This window comes from Clostridium sp. 1001271st1 H5, assembly GCF_005845215.1.
Classification (GTDB): Bacteria; Bacillota; Clostridia; order Lachnospirales; family Lachnospiraceae; genus Enterocloster.
Window position 1 is genome coordinate 273,921 of sequence record NZ_SPHO01000008.1, and the last position, 16,786, is coordinate 290,706.

Annotated in this window: 18 protein-coding genes; 15 read left to right on the top strand and 3 right to left on the bottom strand. The window is 42.1% G+C overall.

Annotated features, from left to right (window positions below; translation table 11 throughout):
- Positions 1-72 precede the first annotated feature (72 nt).
- The 4 genes from FGS84_RS14555 (at position 73) to guaA (ending at position 5,810) form a co-directional block, all read left to right on the top strand.
- Positions 73-1,677 carry an ABC transporter substrate-binding protein gene (locus tag FGS84_RS14555; RefSeq protein ID WP_138309264.1) on the top strand — a complete coding sequence of 535 codons (1,605 nt, stop codon included), beginning with the start codon at positions 73-75 and terminating at the stop codon, positions 1,675-1,677.
- A gap of 24 nt (positions 1,678-1,701) precedes the next feature.
- Entirely contained in the window at positions 1,702-2,463 is a 762-nt protein-coding gene (locus FGS84_RS14560; protein WP_138309265.1) for a creatininase family protein, read from the top strand.
- 248 nt (positions 2,464-2,711) lie between these two features.
- The gene (locus FGS84_RS14565; protein ID WP_138309266.1) at positions 2,712-3,803 is read left to right on the top strand and encodes a M20/M25/M40 family metallo-hydrolase; all 1,092 of its coding nucleotides are present in this window, start codon (positions 2,712-2,714) and stop codon (positions 3,801-3,803) included.
- Between the two features lie 465 nt (positions 3,804-4,268).
- On the top strand, positions 4,269-5,810 hold the full coding sequence (guaA, locus tag FGS84_RS14570) for a glutamine-hydrolyzing GMP synthase (RefSeq protein ID WP_138309267.1): 1,542 nt from the start codon (positions 4,269-4,271) through the stop codon (positions 5,808-5,810).
- Positions 5,811-5,899: 89 nt separating this feature from the next.
- Here the strand turns inward: guaA and FGS84_RS14575 are convergent, their stop codons facing one another.
- Both FGS84_RS14575 and FGS84_RS14580 read right to left on the bottom strand, forming a co-directional pair.
- On the bottom strand, positions 5,900-8,383 hold the full coding sequence (locus FGS84_RS14575; RefSeq protein ID WP_171042635.1) for an SIR2 family protein: 2,484 nt from the start codon (positions 8,381-8,383) through the stop codon (positions 5,900-5,902).
- 13 nt (positions 8,384-8,396) lie between these two features.
- Positions 8,397-8,951 carry a helix-turn-helix transcriptional regulator gene (locus tag FGS84_RS14580; RefSeq protein ID WP_138309269.1) on the bottom strand — a complete coding sequence of 185 codons (555 nt, stop codon included), beginning with the start codon at positions 8,949-8,951 and terminating at the stop codon, positions 8,397-8,399.
- A gap of 345 nt (positions 8,952-9,296) precedes the next feature.
- On the opposite strand from FGS84_RS14580, the gene FGS84_RS14585 reads away from it, so the two are divergent.
- From FGS84_RS14585 to FGS84_RS14615, 7 genes are all read left to right on the top strand, one after another.
- Positions 9,297-9,485 (top strand): DNA-binding protein, encoded by a 189-nt coding sequence (locus FGS84_RS14585; RefSeq protein ID WP_138309270.1) that lies wholly within the window; start codon positions 9,297-9,299, stop codon positions 9,483-9,485.
- Positions 9,486-9,501: 16 nt separating this feature from the next.
- Positions 9,502-10,587, top strand: coding sequence for a site-specific integrase (locus FGS84_RS14590; protein WP_138309271.1), 1,086 nt, complete (start codon positions 9,502-9,504; stop codon positions 10,585-10,587).
- The gene (locus FGS84_RS14595) at positions 10,584-10,952 is read left to right on the top strand and encodes a hypothetical protein (protein WP_138309272.1); all 369 of its coding nucleotides are present in this window, start codon (positions 10,584-10,586) and stop codon (positions 10,950-10,952) included. The genes FGS84_RS14590 and FGS84_RS14595 overlap by 4 nt, the downstream gene beginning before the upstream one ends.
- 114 nt (positions 10,953-11,066) lie before the next feature.
- Positions 11,067-12,041, top strand: a complete 975-nt coding sequence (locus FGS84_RS14600; protein ID WP_138309273.1) for an AAA family ATPase — start codon at positions 11,067-11,069, stop codon at positions 12,039-12,041.
- A gap of 120 nt (positions 12,042-12,161) precedes the next feature.
- Complete coding sequence (locus FGS84_RS14605; RefSeq protein ID WP_138309274.1) at positions 12,162-12,365, top strand: hypothetical protein; 204 nt, start codon at positions 12,162-12,164, stop codon at positions 12,363-12,365.
- Positions 12,366-12,647: 282 nt separating this feature from the next.
- Complete coding sequence (locus FGS84_RS14610) at positions 12,648-13,937, top strand: MobA/MobL family protein (protein ID WP_347563836.1); 1,290 nt, start codon at positions 12,648-12,650, stop codon at positions 13,935-13,937.
- Positions 13,938-13,939: 2 nt separating this feature from the next.
- Positions 13,940-14,305: a hypothetical protein gene (locus FGS84_RS14615; protein WP_138309276.1), complete on the top strand. Its 366-nt coding sequence runs from the start codon at positions 13,940-13,942 to the stop codon at positions 14,303-14,305.
- On the opposite strand, the gene FGS84_RS14620 is transcribed toward FGS84_RS14615, so the two are convergent.
- The gene (locus tag FGS84_RS14620; RefSeq protein ID WP_138309277.1) at positions 14,296-14,586 is read right to left on the bottom strand and encodes a DUF6809 family protein; all 291 of its coding nucleotides are present in this window, start codon (positions 14,584-14,586) and stop codon (positions 14,296-14,298) included. The two genes, FGS84_RS14615 and FGS84_RS14620, sit on opposite strands and share 10 nt — an antisense overlap.
- Before the next feature lie 113 nt (positions 14,587-14,699).
- On the opposite strand from FGS84_RS14620, the gene FGS84_RS14625 reads away from it, so the two are divergent.
- The 4 genes from FGS84_RS14625 to FGS84_RS31540 all read left to right on the top strand — a co-directional run bounded on the left by FGS84_RS14625 (position 14,700) and on the right by FGS84_RS31540 (position 16,557).
- The gene (locus tag FGS84_RS14625) at positions 14,700-14,930 is read left to right on the top strand and encodes a helix-turn-helix transcriptional regulator (RefSeq protein WP_002590763.1); all 231 of its coding nucleotides are present in this window, start codon (positions 14,700-14,702) and stop codon (positions 14,928-14,930) included.
- Between the two features lie 112 nt (positions 14,931-15,042).
- Positions 15,043-15,273 (top strand): helix-turn-helix transcriptional regulator, encoded by a 231-nt coding sequence (locus FGS84_RS14630; protein WP_138309278.1) that lies wholly within the window; start codon positions 15,043-15,045, stop codon positions 15,271-15,273.
- A 117-nt stretch (positions 15,274-15,390) separates the two neighbouring features.
- On the top strand, positions 15,391-16,032 hold the full coding sequence (locus tag FGS84_RS14635; RefSeq protein WP_138309279.1) for a hypothetical protein: 642 nt from the start codon (positions 15,391-15,393) through the stop codon (positions 16,030-16,032).
- 432 nt (positions 16,033-16,464) lie between these two features.
- Entirely contained in the window at positions 16,465-16,557 is a 93-nt protein-coding gene (locus FGS84_RS31540; RefSeq protein WP_243129982.1) for a putative holin-like toxin, read from the top strand.
- Positions 16,558-16,786 lie beyond the last annotated feature (229 nt).

The following is a 16,786-nucleotide window of genomic DNA, read 5'->3' on the forward strand; positions in this document are numbered from 1 at the left end:
GCGGGCATCCGGAGAGGGCGCCTGAAATCCGGCATTTATAGAGAGTATTTTAATGAAGAGAGGAGCACTAGTATGAGAAAAACATGGAAAAAAGTCATTGCATTATCCTTAGTGGCAGCAATGGCAGTAAGTGCAGCCGGTTGTTCCAAGTCGGGACAGACCTCAACAGAGGGAGGCAGCGCGCAGACAGAGGCTGGTTCCCAGGGAGCACAGGGAGGAGACAGCAGCAGCGGTTCCGGGGAATACAAAGACACACTGGTATGGGCACAGGGAGCTGACGTTACATCCTTAGACCCCCATCAGGGCAAGGAGACGCCGGCCGTGGAGGTTACAGACCAGATATTCGATACCCTGACCGTGGTAGACGCTGCCACCGGAGAGCTCCAGCCGCAGATTGCAGAGAGCTGGGACCAGAATTCCGACACTTCCTATACCTTCCACATCCGCAAGGGCGTGAAATTCCACGACGGTTCCGAGTTAAAGGCCGAGGACGTAAAGTTCTCCCTGGACAGGGCCATCAGTTCCGCTGCTGTTTCCTACATTGTTGACTTTATCGACAAGGTGGACGTGGTGGATGAGTATACGGTTAATGTGGAGCTGAAGGCTCCCTATGCGCCGGCCCTCAGAAACCTTTCCGTACCATTTGCAGCCATCGTGCCAAAGGCAGTGGTGGAAGCAGACGAGGAAGGCTTCAAGCTTCATCCCATCGGCACTGGCCCATATAAGTTCGTAGAGTGGAAACAGGGCGATTCCGTTACCCTGGAGCGCTTTGACGATTACTATGCAGGACCGGCGGAAACGCAGAAACTGGTTATGAAGGTTATTCCGGAGGCATCCCAGAGAACCATTGCCCTGGAGACAGGAGAGGTGGACCTGGCTTACGACCTGCTTCCAAACGATTTGGAGAAGGTAAGGAGCAATTCCGACCTGCAGCTGTTCGAGGCTCCGTCCCTGACCTGCTATTACATTTCCATGAACATGAACAAGGCGCCGTATGATGACCAGAAGGTAAGGGATGCCGTCAACTATGCCATTGACCGCCAGCTGATTATCGACACCATTGCCAGCGGCTCCGGAGAGCCGGCTGACGCCATCATTGCTCCGGCTGTGTTCGGATACTTCAGCCCCGGCGCTTATGAGTATGACCCTGAGAAGGCAAAATCCCTTCTGGCTGAGGCCGGATATCCAAATGGATTCGAGACCAGTATCTGGGTGAATGACAACCAGACCCGTGTGGAAGTATGCCAGGCTGTACAGGCCATGCTTCAGGACGTGGGCATCACCTGCAACATAGAGGTAATGGAATTCGGCAGCTTCATTTCCAGAACTTCCGCAGGCGAGCATGACATGGGATACTTCGGCTGGGTGACCTCCACCACAGACGCAGACTACACCTACTATTCATTGGAGCACTCCTCACAGCAGGGAGCAGCCGGAAACCGCAGCTTTATCGCAGACCCGGAGGTTGACAAGCTCATTGAGACAGGAAGGACAAGTGCTGACGAGTCCGTGAGACTGAAAGCATATGAGGACCTGGCTGTGAAGTTAAAAGAAGTGAACAATAACGCACCTATCTACTACAGCACCATCACCGCAGGCGCCAATGCCAAGGTGGAAGGTTTCGTCATGGACCCAATTGGCTACCACAAGCTGGAGCATGTAAAGGTTGCAAAATAAGAGAAGTCAAAGGAGATATGCATCATGAGATTATCAAAGATTACATGGCCAACAGCGGAACGGTATTTTAAGGAAAATGACATGGTTATCCTTCCAATCGGAAGCACGGAGTGTCATGGACGCCATATGCCGCTGGGAACCGACACCCTGATACCTGACAAAATCCTGGAACTGATTGAGGAGAAAAATGACAACATCCTCATTGCGCCCATGATTCCCTACGGAGCATGCCAGTCACTGGCTGATTATCCGGGTACCATCAACATTGATTCCGACGTACTGTACCAGTATGTATACCAGATTGTAGACGGGCTGTACAAGCACGGCGCACGCAAGATTCTGGTGCTGAACGGACATGGGGGGAATATCAAGACCATTGAGCGCATTGGCCTGGAATTTGACAAGAAGGGCGCCATGGTCGTGATGCTGAACTGGTGGCTGATGGCCTGGGATATGAAGCCTGAGTGGAAGGGCGGACATGGCGGCGGTGAGGAGACTGCAGGCATCATGGCAGTTGACCCCTCACTGGTGGACATGAGCCAGATTGACCTTCCTCTGGAGATGACCAATCTCACAGACAACCTGGTGGCAACCGGCTTCCGTACCGTGCGCTTCAAGGGCGTTGAGATTGAAATTCTCAGGAACACGCCAAAGGTAACGGACAACGGATGGATTGGACCGGACCATCCAAACACCGCTACCGTGGAGTGGGGACAGGAAATGGTACAAACCACAGCCGACTATATCCTGGATTTGATTGAAGAGCTTAAGAAGGTAACGGTTTAGGGGAGTGTTTTATTCGCTGCTGACGGCAGGGAGATGCGGGCAGGCAACATGCGGCAAAAGATAGATGAGTATGGAAGATTCGGATACGGCAGATATGAATACGGGAGTATAAGTAAAGAAGTATGAGTAAGGAAAGCCGGGTCCGGATAAAGCAGATATAAGTAAGGCAGATGCAGTGCCGCAGGCATGGTATGGCAGGAGCGGTACCATGTGATGCGGCACTTTGCGTCTCATACCTGGAGGAAATCATGGCAAATATAAAAGAAATTGAAGCATTGACCAATGCCTTTGGTCCAAGCGGATTTGAGGACGAGGTCATCCGGGAAGTAAAGAAATGGTGCGCGGATTTGGATGTGGCAAATGACGCCATGTACAATGTTTACGCCACCATGAAGAAGAAAAAGGCCGGGCGCCCGGTACTCATGCTGGACGCCCATCTGGATGAGTGCGGATTCATGGTGCAGTCCATTCTGGAAAATGGGCTTTTGAGCATCCTTATGCTGGGAGGGTTCCATCTCACCAGCCTGCCCGCCCACTCTGTCATTGTAAGGACGAGAGAAGGGAAAAAGCACCGGGGTATCACCACATCCAAACCAGTTCATTTCCTGACAGCAGCCCAGAAGAGCGACAACTCCCTGGCAATCGAAGATATCCTGGTGGATGTGGGTGCCAGCAGCCGGGAGGAAGTGACGGAGGTCTATGGAATCCGTTCGGGCGACCCCATTATGCCGGATGTAAGCTTTGAGTATCATGAGGAAAATGGAATTCTGTACGGCAAGGCCTTTGACAACCGTCTGGGCTGTGTGAGCATCATTGACACCATGCAGGCCCTTAAGGATGAGGCGGACCAGCTGGCAGTGGAAGTGGTGGGCGCATTTGCAGCCCAGGAGGAAGTGGGCACCAGGGGGGCGACGGTGACTGCCCAGCAGGTACAGCCGGATTTGGCCATTGTGTTTGAGGGGTCACCGGCAGATGATTTTTATTTCCGGGCCGGTATTGCCCAGGGCTGCTTAAGAAGCGGGGTGCAAATCCGCCATATGGACAACAGCTATATATCCAATGTGGAATTTATCCGTTTTGCCCAGGAGACAGGAGACAGGCTGGGAATTAAATACCAGGATGCTGTCCGCAGGGGCGGCAGCACGGACGCCGGAAAAATCAGCCTTACAGGAAAGGCAGTGCCGGTGCTGGTGCTGGGCATTCCCTCCAGGTATGTGCACAGCCATTATAACTTCTGCGCGGAAGAGGATGTGGACGCTGCTGTCAGAATGGCCGTGGAGGTCATCCGGGGGCTGGATGAGGAACGGATTGCAAGGATTCTGCGGAAAGATGCTGTTTAATTGAGCCAGATGGGGACGGATGGCATGTGCGGCAGATACAGCCGGAAGAAACCGGAGGACTGGGATGAGGCGGCAGGATAGGGGATAAGGGCAGGAGACAGCTAAAAAAATTTAAAAAAGTATCGAAATAGCTTGATATTTGTCGGTCCCTGTTTTATAATAGATACATACGAAAGATAAAAAAGAGATTGTACTATTCTGTACAATCTCTTTCAATTTATAGAGACATAAATATTTTTCGTTAAATTGGGTCAAGGTATATAATAAGGGCGGGTTTGGAAATGGTTTGTATCTGGTTAAACCTCCGGTGCCGGCAGCGGCGCAAGCAGGCGGTTTACGGACAGCTGGCAGCAGACAATCTGTTGCAGCCATCCGATACAGGGTATTTTCAAACCCGTTCTGGGATACAGTTTTACTATAATTGTTTTGGTGGGAAATCCGTAAAATAATGGAGGAACGAATCTCATGGACAGAGAGATGATTATCGTACTGGACTTTGGCGGCCAGTACAACCAGCTGATTGCACGCCGTGTCCGCGAATGCAGCGTATACTGTGAAGTGCATCCTTATGATATGAGCCTGGAGAAAATCAAGGAGATGAATCCCAAGGGAATCATTTTTACAGGCGGACCGGATGTTGTGTTTGAAGATGGAGCGCCGCGCTGCTCAAAAGAGATATTTGAACTGGGAATCCCGGTCCTGGGAATCTGCTACGGTGCACAGCTTATGAGCTACCTGCTGGATGGTGTTGTAAAGAAGGCTGTAGTAAGCGAATACGGACATACGGAAGTGGATGTGGATACTTCTTCCAAGCTGTTTGAGGGCGTTTCTCCCAAGACCGTATGCTGGATGAGCCATGGTGTGTACATTGCAGAGGTGCCGGAAGGCTTCCGCATCACTGCGCATACAGATTCCTGTCCCGTAGCCGGCATGGAGTGCGCTGAGAAGAACTTTTATGCGGTACAGTTCCATCCTGAGGTGGTTCACACAAAGGAAGGCACCAGGATGCTTTCCAACTTTGTATATAATGTATGCGGATGCTCCGGCGACTGGAAGATGGATTCCTTTGTAGATACCACTATCAAGGCTCTGAGGGAAAAGATTGGAAACGGCAAGGTGCTGTGTGCGCTTTCAGGCGGTGTGGATTCCTCTGTGGCAGCTGTTATGCTGTCCAAGGCCATTGGCAGGCAGCTTACCTGCGTGTTTGTGGACCACGGTCTGCTGCGCAAGAATGAGGGAGACGAGGTAGAAGCTGTATTTGGTCCGGAAGGCGCATATGACCTGAACTTTATCCGTGTCAATGCCCAGGAACGGTTCTACGCCAGGCTGAAGGGTGTGGAGGAACCGGAGGCAAAGCGCAAGATTATAGGTGAGGAATTCATCCGCGTATTTGAGGAAGAGGCAAAGAAGATTGGGGCAGTGGATTACCTGGTACAGGGAACCATTTACCCGGATGTGATTGAATCCGGCCTGGGCAAATCCGCTGTTATTAAGTCCCACCACAATGTTGGCGGACTGCCGGAACATGTGGATTTCAAGGAATTGGTAGAGCCTTTAAGGCTGCTTTTCAAGGACGAGGTGAGAAAGGCAGGACTGGAACTGGGAATTCCCGAATATCTGGTATTCAGACAGCCATTCCCGGGACCCGGACTGGGGGTCAGAATCATCGGTGAGGTGACGGCTGATAAAGTCCGTATTGTACAGGATGCGGATGCGATTTACAGGGAAGAGATTGCAAAGGCCGGAGTGGATAAGAATCTGGGACAGTATTTTGCGGCCCTGACCAATATGCGGTCTGTTGGCTGCATGGGCGATGAGAGAACCTATGATTATGCCATTGCCCTGCGGGCTGTGCTTACATCTGATTTCATGACCGCTGAGTCGGCTCAGATTCCCTGGGAAGTGCTGGGGAAGGTGACCAGCAGGATTGTGAATGAGGTGAAGGGCGTGAATAGGGTGTTGTATGATTGCACGGGGAAACCGCCGGCTACGATTGAGTTTGAATAGTAGACAGGGAGCCGGGAAGCCGCTTAAACAGCAGACTTTCCGGCTCTTTGTTTGGGGCGTGATACCTGTTTGATACCTGAATGTATAAATTATGATATAGATTTCAACAGTTTTTTAGCTTCTTCTAAGTTTTGTTCAATCTTTAACTCCCATTTATGAGTACTTGGGTATAAATCGCTTTCTGGTGTTTGCTGGTATTCCACTATTTTTTGTAATAAATCATTCGCTTTCTCGATATATATTGAAAATTGTCTTTTGGTCATTGAGGATTTTATCTTATCAAATATAGTAATGTATTTGATTGCGCAGCTAAATATATGATAATGGTTATTTTCAGGATGAGTGTAGTGTTTTGTAAATAAATTATGCGCAGTTACTATAGTATCTATACAGCTATCGTTTGTCCCGCTTTCAATTTTAATATTGAGAGAGTATATTGATTCATCTAGTAACAACTCACCTTCCAGTGTCGAAATTTGAAAGGGAGTAAAACCAGGAATTCTTTTTGCAGCAGCGTAAGAGCTACTAATACACTGGTGAGCAGTAATAAAATCTTTTGCTGTTATGCATACAGAGGCAAATTGTTCCCAATAAAAAGGGTTATTAATACAAAACTCTTTATTTCTAATATTATTATAAAAATTAATAATATATTTTAGATTATTAGAGTCATTTTTAATTAGTGGTTCAAAGTTTGTATGAGATAAAATAGCCTTTAATAGTTCGGTATATTTTACATCATGAGGATATAGTGTATTAGCGATATCTACTATTTTACTTAAAACATTCATTATATCAGAAGTCGGTATTATTGAATAAAGTAGGGATTTAGAAATTATAGAAGAAGATATTTCTAGGGAATCCCCGTTAATATTAAATAACTCTGTTATTATGGGATTATTTGTATAAGATAATCTCAAATAATCAATACTTAATAATGATAACATATCCGAAAAAGACAGTTCTAAATTCATAACAGAATTAGCTAGTGCTAAAATACAGAGGTCATGAATATCATTATTATCGCTCTTGGTAGCTATTTCGATTAAGGTAGTTAATTCATTTCTGATAGCACTTGAATTATATAAATCTAAAACTATATTAGCAATTGAGTTCTGACACTCAGTTTTAAAATAGTCCATAATGTAGGAAGTGGATTTACCTGCAAGTTTTTGTGGAAGTAAACTATTGTTAATTAAAACATTGGCTAAGGTTTCTGGTTCATCATTTACTAATGAATATAAATATAATGGCTGAATATCAGATTCGGATATGTGCAAGGTGTTAATAAGTTTTCGGTAATTTGTTGCTAATTTAGATTGTCTAGATGTTAATAGGAAATATATATTATTACAACCATTAATATAAAAACTATTGAGTATATCTAAATGTTTATAATAATCATCTATAATAACTAAACTACGTTTTGTAGACTTACATATTTCTGAAATCTCAAACTCTATATCAACAAGATTTTTTTGATATGTATACACATTGATGTCAGTTTGACGTAATGTATTCCTAACCATTTCGCAGAAAATTGTTTTTCCATTTCCTAATGTAGATGTTGCAAGATAAACTTTTTTTGAGAACAAATTTCTCATAAGTATATCTAATGCTTTGCGAGAGACAATATACTTATAAGTACCACTTAAATCTTGAGAAAATAGTGAATCTCGTTTTTCACCCAAACAGTAGAAATGAGTTAAATCTTTTAAACTTGTTGTATCTGGTTCTTCAGCCTGCATATATTCATATTTAAATGATTCATACGCTATCGTAGTCATTGGAGATGGAACAAAATGCTGTTTTTGTAAAATTATTTCATCAGAAAAACCATCGACACCTATTTCATATACAGGTGCATATTTTTTTAAAACATTTCTGTCAACTGGATCCATATCGGGCTTATTAACAAAAACTATTTTTGAAGAAATAGAAGGATTCGATAGTATCCTTGAAATATCAATGTCACTTCCCATAGAAAAACCGATAATGATAATAGCTTTTGAAGATAAAAAGTCTTTTTCCATAAAGTCAAACCATGGTTTGCCACGCAAAATCTCAGAATCATAACTAGTATCAGTTAATTTGAATTCTTTTTTTAAAGTATTATCATTTAACTTTTTAATATATCCATTAATATGCACGCATGCATATTGGCTTGCAGGATTGCTACAATCAGAAGATAGTGTTACTGGCTTTACAAAAAAATTATTTTGGGCCGCAGCGTATTCAGCAATTTCATCGTAGTTTGTTGTATATATTCTTTTCCATTTCACAGACATTATCGTTTTGTGAGAGGGTGAGATACTTTTAACTGTAAATAATTTGCAAAGTGTATTAATCAATTTTTCGGAACCATGGTTATGTTCAATATGATAATCTGAAACAGAGGAAAGTGAACTTTGAGTAGAAGTTATACCACAATCGTTTGCTAAAAAATCCCTTAAAGCTAATCCAGTAATAAAGCCATTATTATCAATATTAGCAGCACCGTATGAAAAACCAGAACCAGTAAATAAGATAGCAGTTCCATCTAAAGCATAATTAATTGCTTCTTGTAAATTCATAATAAAGGTCTCCTTATCGCATATGTCTATTTTTCTTTGTTTCAAATTTTCCACATTCATCACAAGTTTCCGGCCAGTTCAATTTCCACTCCAAATATTCCTCTCTGGTAATCTCCCCAGCTTTCAACTCATTTTTCCTAACCAGCCATTCTCGCATAAAATCATCCACAACGCCATATTTAAACCACAATCCCACAGGCGGGTGAGCTGGCCAGTCATCACTATCATTATAGTGTACAGCGGTATCATCCGAAGCGTTACACTTCCCCGGATTTCTTACAAGCTGAAAAAGGTTGATTGCGCCCGGATTATCTTCATCCAGCCAAAAGAAGGTCTGCATAATATCTTCCGCAGAACCGGAAACCTCACTAATGAAATTCAACGGATTCACGTCTAAAACCTTTGCTATCTGCAATAATGTATCTTTTTTAGGCACTCGATAATTCGTTTCATATTGGGCTATCCGGTTATCGGCTCCTTTTTCATCAAAGCCTATTCCAACACCTAACTCTTTTTGTGTCATGCCCCGGAAGTTACGGATAAACTTGATTTTTTCGCCTACTGTCATCTTCTATTCACCGCCTTTTCCCTTATTATAATGGATAATCTAAAAATAGTAAATAGAAATATTAACATTTTTGCGAAATAAATACTTGACATTAACATATAAGCGAATGTATAATATAGATATAACATTAACAACAATGTTAATGAAACTAAATGAGCTGTATTGTTTGCCAACAGACTTTCGCCAAGACCCCGTAAGGGTGAGCAAAGAAAGACACTCCTGTAAATGGTGGGAATCTCGAAAAGGAGCAATCCCATAGCCGCATAAGCGGTTGAGGTCAGTTGAAACACTGGCAACAGGCGATACAAACGGAAGCCATAAATCAAAAAGGAAGGAGATTCATGATTGAATAACACTTTATTTGTAACAGCCGGGGAAATTGCAAAAGAATTAGGCATTTCAAAACCATTTGCCTACAAACTGGTACGACAGATGAATGAAGAATTAGAAGCAAAAGGTTTTCTTACTATCGCAGGAAGGGTAAGCCGGAAGTATTACGAAGAAAAGTTTTATGGAATAACAAAAGCGGATTAAGAAAGGAAGTGGCAGCATGGCAGCCTATAAAGACGAGAAGCGGGGAACGTGGTTCGTGTCGTTCCATTATAATGACTGGACGGGAAAGAATTGCAGGAAGGTCAAGAGGGGCTTTAAAACAAGGCGTGAGGCGGTGGAGTGGGAGCAACATTTTCTGATGAAAGAAGGTTCCGATTTGGATATGACATTTTCTGAATTTGTGGCCGCTTACACCAGAGATATGCAGCCTAAGTTAAAACACAACACATGGCTCACAAAGGAACACATTATTCGTACCAAATTGCTTCCCTATTTTAAAGATAAGAAAATGCGGGATATTAAGCCAAAAGATATTATCCAGTGGCAGAATAAACAGATTTCCTATCGAGATGAAAAAGGGAAACCCTATGCACCTACATATTTAAAAACGCTGCAATCAGAGTTAAGCGCCCTATTCAACCATGCGGTACGGTTTTATGAACTGAAAAGTAATCCGGTGACAAAGGCCGGCCCTCTAGGTAAAGGCCGGGCAGAAGAAATGTTATTCTGGACAAAAGAAGAATACTTAAAATTTGCTGAAGCTGTCAAAGATAAACCTTATTCTTATTATGCGTTCCAGATATTGTACTGGTGCGGTTTGAGATTAGGAGAACTGTTGGCCTTAACTCCGCAAGATATTGATTTTGAAAACAAGGTTATCAGAATTACAAAATCTTATCAGCGTTTACAGGGCGAGGACATTATAACAGACCCCAAAACACCAAAAAGTAAACGTATGATCAGTATGCCGGATTTCTTATGTGAGGAATTACAGGATTATATCAGCAGATTATACGGTGTCCTTCCCACAGACAGAATCTTTCATATGACAAAAAGTTTCCTGCACCATGAAATGAGCCGGGGAGCCAGCCTGGCAGGCATAAAACGGATAAGAGTGCATGATTTACGTCATTCTCATGTATCGTTACTTATCAGTATGGGCTTTTCGGCGGTATCAATCGGGAACCGGGTAGGCCATGAAAGCGTAGATATAACTTACCGGTATGCACATATGTTTCCGACAGAGCAAAGTCAAATGGCTATGAAACTTAACGAAGAATTTAAGGAGGGAACAGAGAAATGAGCGGAACACATAAATATCCTACTATCAGCTTCCGTATTTCGCCCAGAGAGAGGCAGGAAATAGAAGCTAAGATATTTACCAGCGGTATGAAAAAGAAAGATTATTTTATCCGCTCCTGCATTTACAACAGAGTTTGTGTGGTAGGTAAAAAAGAAACGGTGTACCAGATAGTTGAAAAGTTACAGGACATGGAAAAGCATTTGACTGAATTGGCAGAAGATTTTACAGAGAATAAGGCAGAACTTACAGTGCAGGAATTAGAGGAAACGAAAGAAAGTTATCTCGATTTATTAAAAGCAGTTTTATGGATGTTAGACGGGGCGAAATATCTCTGGCAGGGAAAAGAAAATACCCCGGAGGATTGAACCGGAGCATTTTCGTGATAACAAAAGCCGAAGCCTTTGTACCATATCTCGCAAATATAGTGTACCAAAGGCTCCGGCGAATTTCAACGAAAATCGCACAGGAAGGAGCAGGAAATGGAACAGTTACAGGAGCAACAGGAAATAAAACTTATTAGTATGGATATGATTCAGAGCCAGCAGGTAGAATGGCTCTGGTATCCGTACATTCCTTTTGGAAAAATAACAATCGTACAGGGTGATCCGGGTGAAGGTAAAACTACATTCGCTTTGAATCTGGCGGCACGTATTTCTAAAGGAGAAAGGTTCGGACAGGAGAATACAACAGGCGTTCCTTTATCTGTCATTTATCAGACCGCAGAGGACGGCTTATCGGATACGGTTAAGCCCCGGCTTGAAGAAGCAAAGGCAGATTGCAGCCGGATTCTTGTTATTGATGACCGGGAGAAATCTTTAACTATGGATGATGACCGACTGGAAAAAGCTATCAATGCTACTGGGGCGAGACTGCTTATCTTAGACCCTATTCAAGCGTATTTAGGCGGCGGTGTAGATATGAACCGGGCAAATGAAGCAAGAGATATGACAAAGAAATTAAGTCAGCTCGCAGAGCATACAGGGTGCGCCGTACTTCTTATCGGTCACATGAATAAAGCCAGCGGTGTCAAAGCCGCTTACCGGGGAATCGGCTCCATAGATTTTTTTGCGGTGGCAAGAAGTGTGTTATTGGTGGCGCGAGTAGCAGAGCAGGAAAATATACGGGTTATGGCGCAGATAAAAAACAATCTGGCCGAAGAAGGACAGCCCATAGCATTTGAGAGACGTAAAGATGAATTTCGTTATATGGGAGCCTATGATATTACAATAGATGAATTATTGGGCGGCTACTGTAAAACAAATAAGATACAACAGGCGAAGCAGCTTATCAAAGGTTTATATGGAAAAAATGTGTTGATTTCCAGTACGGATATGGAGCAGAAAGCGGAAGCAATCGGCGTTTCTAAAAGAACACTGGACATGGCTAAAAAGGAACTGAATATCAAATCAAAACGACAGGGAAGTGGCTGGTACTGGGATTTAGATAAATCATAAAATTCAAGAACGCAACAATGTAAGTCTTTCGTAATTGCAAGGTTAGGTCTGCAAACATAACAGTGCAATTTATAAAGAAATACAATGTTGCGTTCTTACTTTCGGAAGGAGATTAACGAGATGATTAGACAGCCGGAAAAAGGAAGCAGAAATGTAAATGATACATTTTATGCAGCAGAGAAAAGAAGAATAGATTTGCTCAATCAAGTATTAGGGGAAGCGGAGCTAACCACACAGGAAGAGAATACGTTAATATGGCTTGCCGGGTGGGAGGATAGCACGGTACGACATATTATATCGGCATTCGAGAAGGCAAAACGATAGCTTTTTAAAAGCCCTCGGCGTTTGAGAGCGAAATACACCCGTCGCACAAACCTCCGGTTTATGCTCTAGGTATATTTCGCCCTTGCAGGGGGCTGTTGCCCGGTAACGGGCAGAGTTCGTAAACGGACACCTTATGGTGTCCACTCACGGAAAGGAGCGTCATCTATCGCAAGAAATTCATTTATTCAAATATCCAAGCTGCATGATGTACGGGGAAGGATAGATTACATATCCAGCCATGCCAGACAGGAAAATTTGTATGCTACCTATCAGACAGCAGACATGGAATTTTGGAAGAATCTTGCAAAAGAAAATCAGCAGGAGTTTATAAAAAGCGGAACAGAGGGAAAATGTATTGAGGCAAGAGAATTGATTATTGCCCTACCCGAAAATTACACTAAATATGATCCACAGCGGGTACTTGAAACATTTACGGAAGCATTTAAAAACAGATACCATATTGAATGTGTATCTGCCTTGCATCACAATAAGCGAAAGACCAATTATCACATTCACTTGATTTTCAGTGAGCGGCAGCTATTGCTGGAACCGGATATTAAAATTGCTTCCAGAAATATGTTTTATGATGAACAGGGTAAGCACGTAAGAACCAAAAAAGAGATTTTAGACACAGAAGGGAAAGTAAGGGAAGGATGTAAAATTATCCCGAAGGGTTCTGTTTATGAGAGCAGGATGTTTACGAATAAAAATCAATATTTTAAAAGCGAAGAATTTCTGACAGAGGAAAAGAAAAACTTTACGGAATTGATTAACCAATACATAGATAATCCGAAAGAGCGTTTACAGGTATTTGACCGGAATAGCGTTTGTCTTCCCACCAAAAAGATTGGCAAACATAATCCCAAAGCGGCAGAAATTGAGAAGGATAATCAGACAAGGCAGGAATGGAATTATATCGTGGATGAAGCGCTTATAGCGGGAGTGGATGAAAAAGAAATACAAAAGATCAAGAAGCAGGAAATTACTACACAGGTTTCTAAATCTATCGCTGATAATGGCAGAAAGCCGTGGCTGTTCCATATTTTCGTAGAACAGGCAACAAAGCATTTAAAAACAGTTATAGAAAAATGGAGATTGCCGCCGAGGCCAGTTTTAAAAGTTGATATGATTGAATTTCGTAAAATGCAGGACACAAAGGAAAAGCTAGAAAAACAAATTGCTGTAATCCGTAATCTGGAACAATATGAAATTCCACAGCTAAAAGAAGAACTGGAAGAAGTCAAAGGTTGGTTTAGAGGAAAGGAACGGAAATCTTTAGAGAGCAGAATTGCTAATGCACAGGAACGATTATCTTCTATGAAAACATATCTGAATACTATCGTAAACAACAGTGGCTATAAGTCCGTACAGGGTTTCATGCGGGTATATAAAAAGGCAGAGGGAGAGGTATTAGCCTATCAAAAAGCGATGGAGCAGTACCGCACCCGTGGCGGCCAGAAACCACCGGAGGAAGAAAGTATTCGGCAACAGTTACGGCGATTGGCAGAGGAAGCAAAAAGAAATGAGTTTAGCAGAAAAATTTCAGTTAAAAAAGAAAAGGGAGATAGGTGACTATGACAGAAATGGAAAAGCAAGTCATGTTCCGAATGGCAGTTAAATTAGTGGAATTTGGAATTATTGAACAGGACAAAGAAGCTGAAAATCTGGTGCAGTGGTTTCTGTTAAGCAGCCGGATAAAAGAAAATAATGCCGAAATCCGGGAACTGATGAGAAACTATAAGGAAACGGAACTTCCAGCCAGAAACGGCGTGAAGGAAGCGATAATACGTAATCAAGAAATTTGCAGACGTAGAGACGAATTATACCACCAACAGAACGATTTAAAGGGAACAGTATACAAACTGGAACAAGAATTAAGTCGTAGTAATAAGGGCAGCCCCGGAGTGTTGGTGGCTGCCCCTATAACGATTCAAGAGTGATCTTCTTCATCCAATGGAGCGGCGTAGACCTCTGTCATCATTCGGACACCAATACGAAAGCCGTCAATAAAATTTTGTTCTAATTCAAGCGGTAACAGGTCAAGGTGGGAATCTATCAACTCGTCAAATTCGTCTTTTAATTCATCTGGCAGTTTTTCAATAAATATGGAATAGGATTTAAAGGCTTTATCCCGATTTACTTTGAAGTCCTCTATTGTTGTCTGAAATTTTGAATAGGGATATAACTCCCCCTTATAAAGTTGCTCTAACATTTTTTCCATTTCGGAACCTCCTTGTACGATTGTTTCTATCTAGTGACAAGTTTAGCACAGTTTTTGACTATACTCAATATAAAAGTTTCTAATTAGTCACAAAATTTTTGGAGGGTATAGTAATGCAGTGGATTTTACGGGATATTCCGCTGGGGAGAAATATTCAGACGGTACGAATGGAAAAGGATATGACGCAAAAAGAGGTAATTGAAAAGCTGGAATTAATGGGAGGGCTTATGTCAAGAAGTACGCTGGCGAATATAGAAGCAGGCCGGAGGAATATTAAAGCAAGTGATTTAAAGGCGTTGAAGATATTATTTGATGTGGATTATGAGGAATTTTTCAAAGATTGAATATCGGATTTTTAAGTGGCATATGATTGTTTCCATCTAGTGGCATGATTGCAAAATTTATTGACTATACTCAAACCAAGTTACTAATTAGTCACAAGGTTGGAGGTATAGTATGCAGTGGATATTGCAGGACATTCCACTAGGAAGAAACATTCAGACCGTGAGAATGTCAAAGAATATGACGCAAATAGAAGTAGTGGAGCAATTACAACTAATGGGCAGCATGATGTCACGAAGCACATTAGCAAATATAGAAGCTGGGAGAAGGAATATCAAGGCCAGTGACTTGAAAGCACTACAAGTATTGTTTGATGTGGAATACAACGAATTTTTTAAGGATTGAGAAAATGATTATCCTTATTTCTTCCTTGATAACAGGAATGACATGGTGCTAGCACCATGAGTTTATTAATCAAACTGGGAATATTTAAAGAAAATATTGCAAGAGAGAAGGGAAAGAATGGAGAAGAAAAAAGTAGCTTTTGCAACAAGACATCCGAAAATCAATTTCTTATTTGGATTAATTTTATTAGTTGCGCTCTTACTAGGAGCGTTGTGGGTAATAAAACTTATAGTTATATTTATTGGCAATGGAATTAATATTATATCTGCATTTTTGAAAAATTTTGTGGATACTACAGATAAAGTCATAGTAGTAGCGATGATTACGGGTGCTGTTTCAATAGTTGGAGTTGTTATTAGTTCTATTGTAGCGAAGATAATAGATTATAGATATAATGTCAAAAAATATTTGTATGATAAACGAGAAAAACCTTATGAACAGTTTATAAGTATGATATATACAATTATGGAAGATACTAAAAAATCTCAAAAAGAGAGGATGACAGAAGATGAGATGATAAAAATGGTTTCCGAATTTTCTAAAGGGCTAACATTATGGGGATCAAATGGAGTGGTAAGAAAGTGGCTAAAATATAGAAAAAATTCTATTCAAGGAGGCGGAACGGATAGTCTGTTGATACTTGAAGATATACTCTATGAAATGCGTAGGGACGTTGGGTTGAAAAAACGAATGAAAAAGGGTGATATGCTTTCGTTCTTCATAAACGATATAGATACTTTAATAAAAAAATCAAATTAGTTTTTTAATAAAAATTATAGAACTTGCCTTAAAATCACGGTGCTAGCACCATGTAAATAAGGCGGTCAAGACATGATACCCCCGTGATACCCGTATGATACCTGTTTCACTCGAAACCCTATATAAGCGGTATAATTTGAATAAAACAGGCACGAAAAGCTTTGAAAAAACACCATATAATTAACAAATAAGTTAATACCTTAGGGAGTTTGAATAACGTCCTAAGTTCCGGGAACCACGTATTTATGCGGGTTCCCGGGCTTTTTTATGCCTCCGTGACATTGCTGTGACATTATAATGCGTAGAGCCATTGTAGAGCCAGCCTGGTAATTGCTGGTTGAATATCTGGAAATTCCTTGTTATAATGCACTCATGAGCACCGTGTACAGGGTGGCAGCCTCCCATCTTACAAGAGAGGGGAGGTGGTGTGTTATGGGAACATATGAAATTTTGAGTCTGCTCTTTTTGGGCGGCACGTTCCTTGTCGCATTACTGACCTACATAGACAGGCATAATAAGAAATAAAAAATGCCTACCCTGTCGGCCAAAACGGGGTAGGCGCGTCCTCATGTAGGACGTAATCCATATTCCAAGGCTTCCACCTTGTGGGCGGTTGCTCTTTTATATTCTCATTATATAACATTCTTCTGTTTTTATCAAGTCATAGATATTTCATCGGCAGACCGCGGCTGGCAAGACGTTACTGTTCAGAGGCTAACTTGTAAAGAAAGAACCCATGGTGTAGACTGGAAGC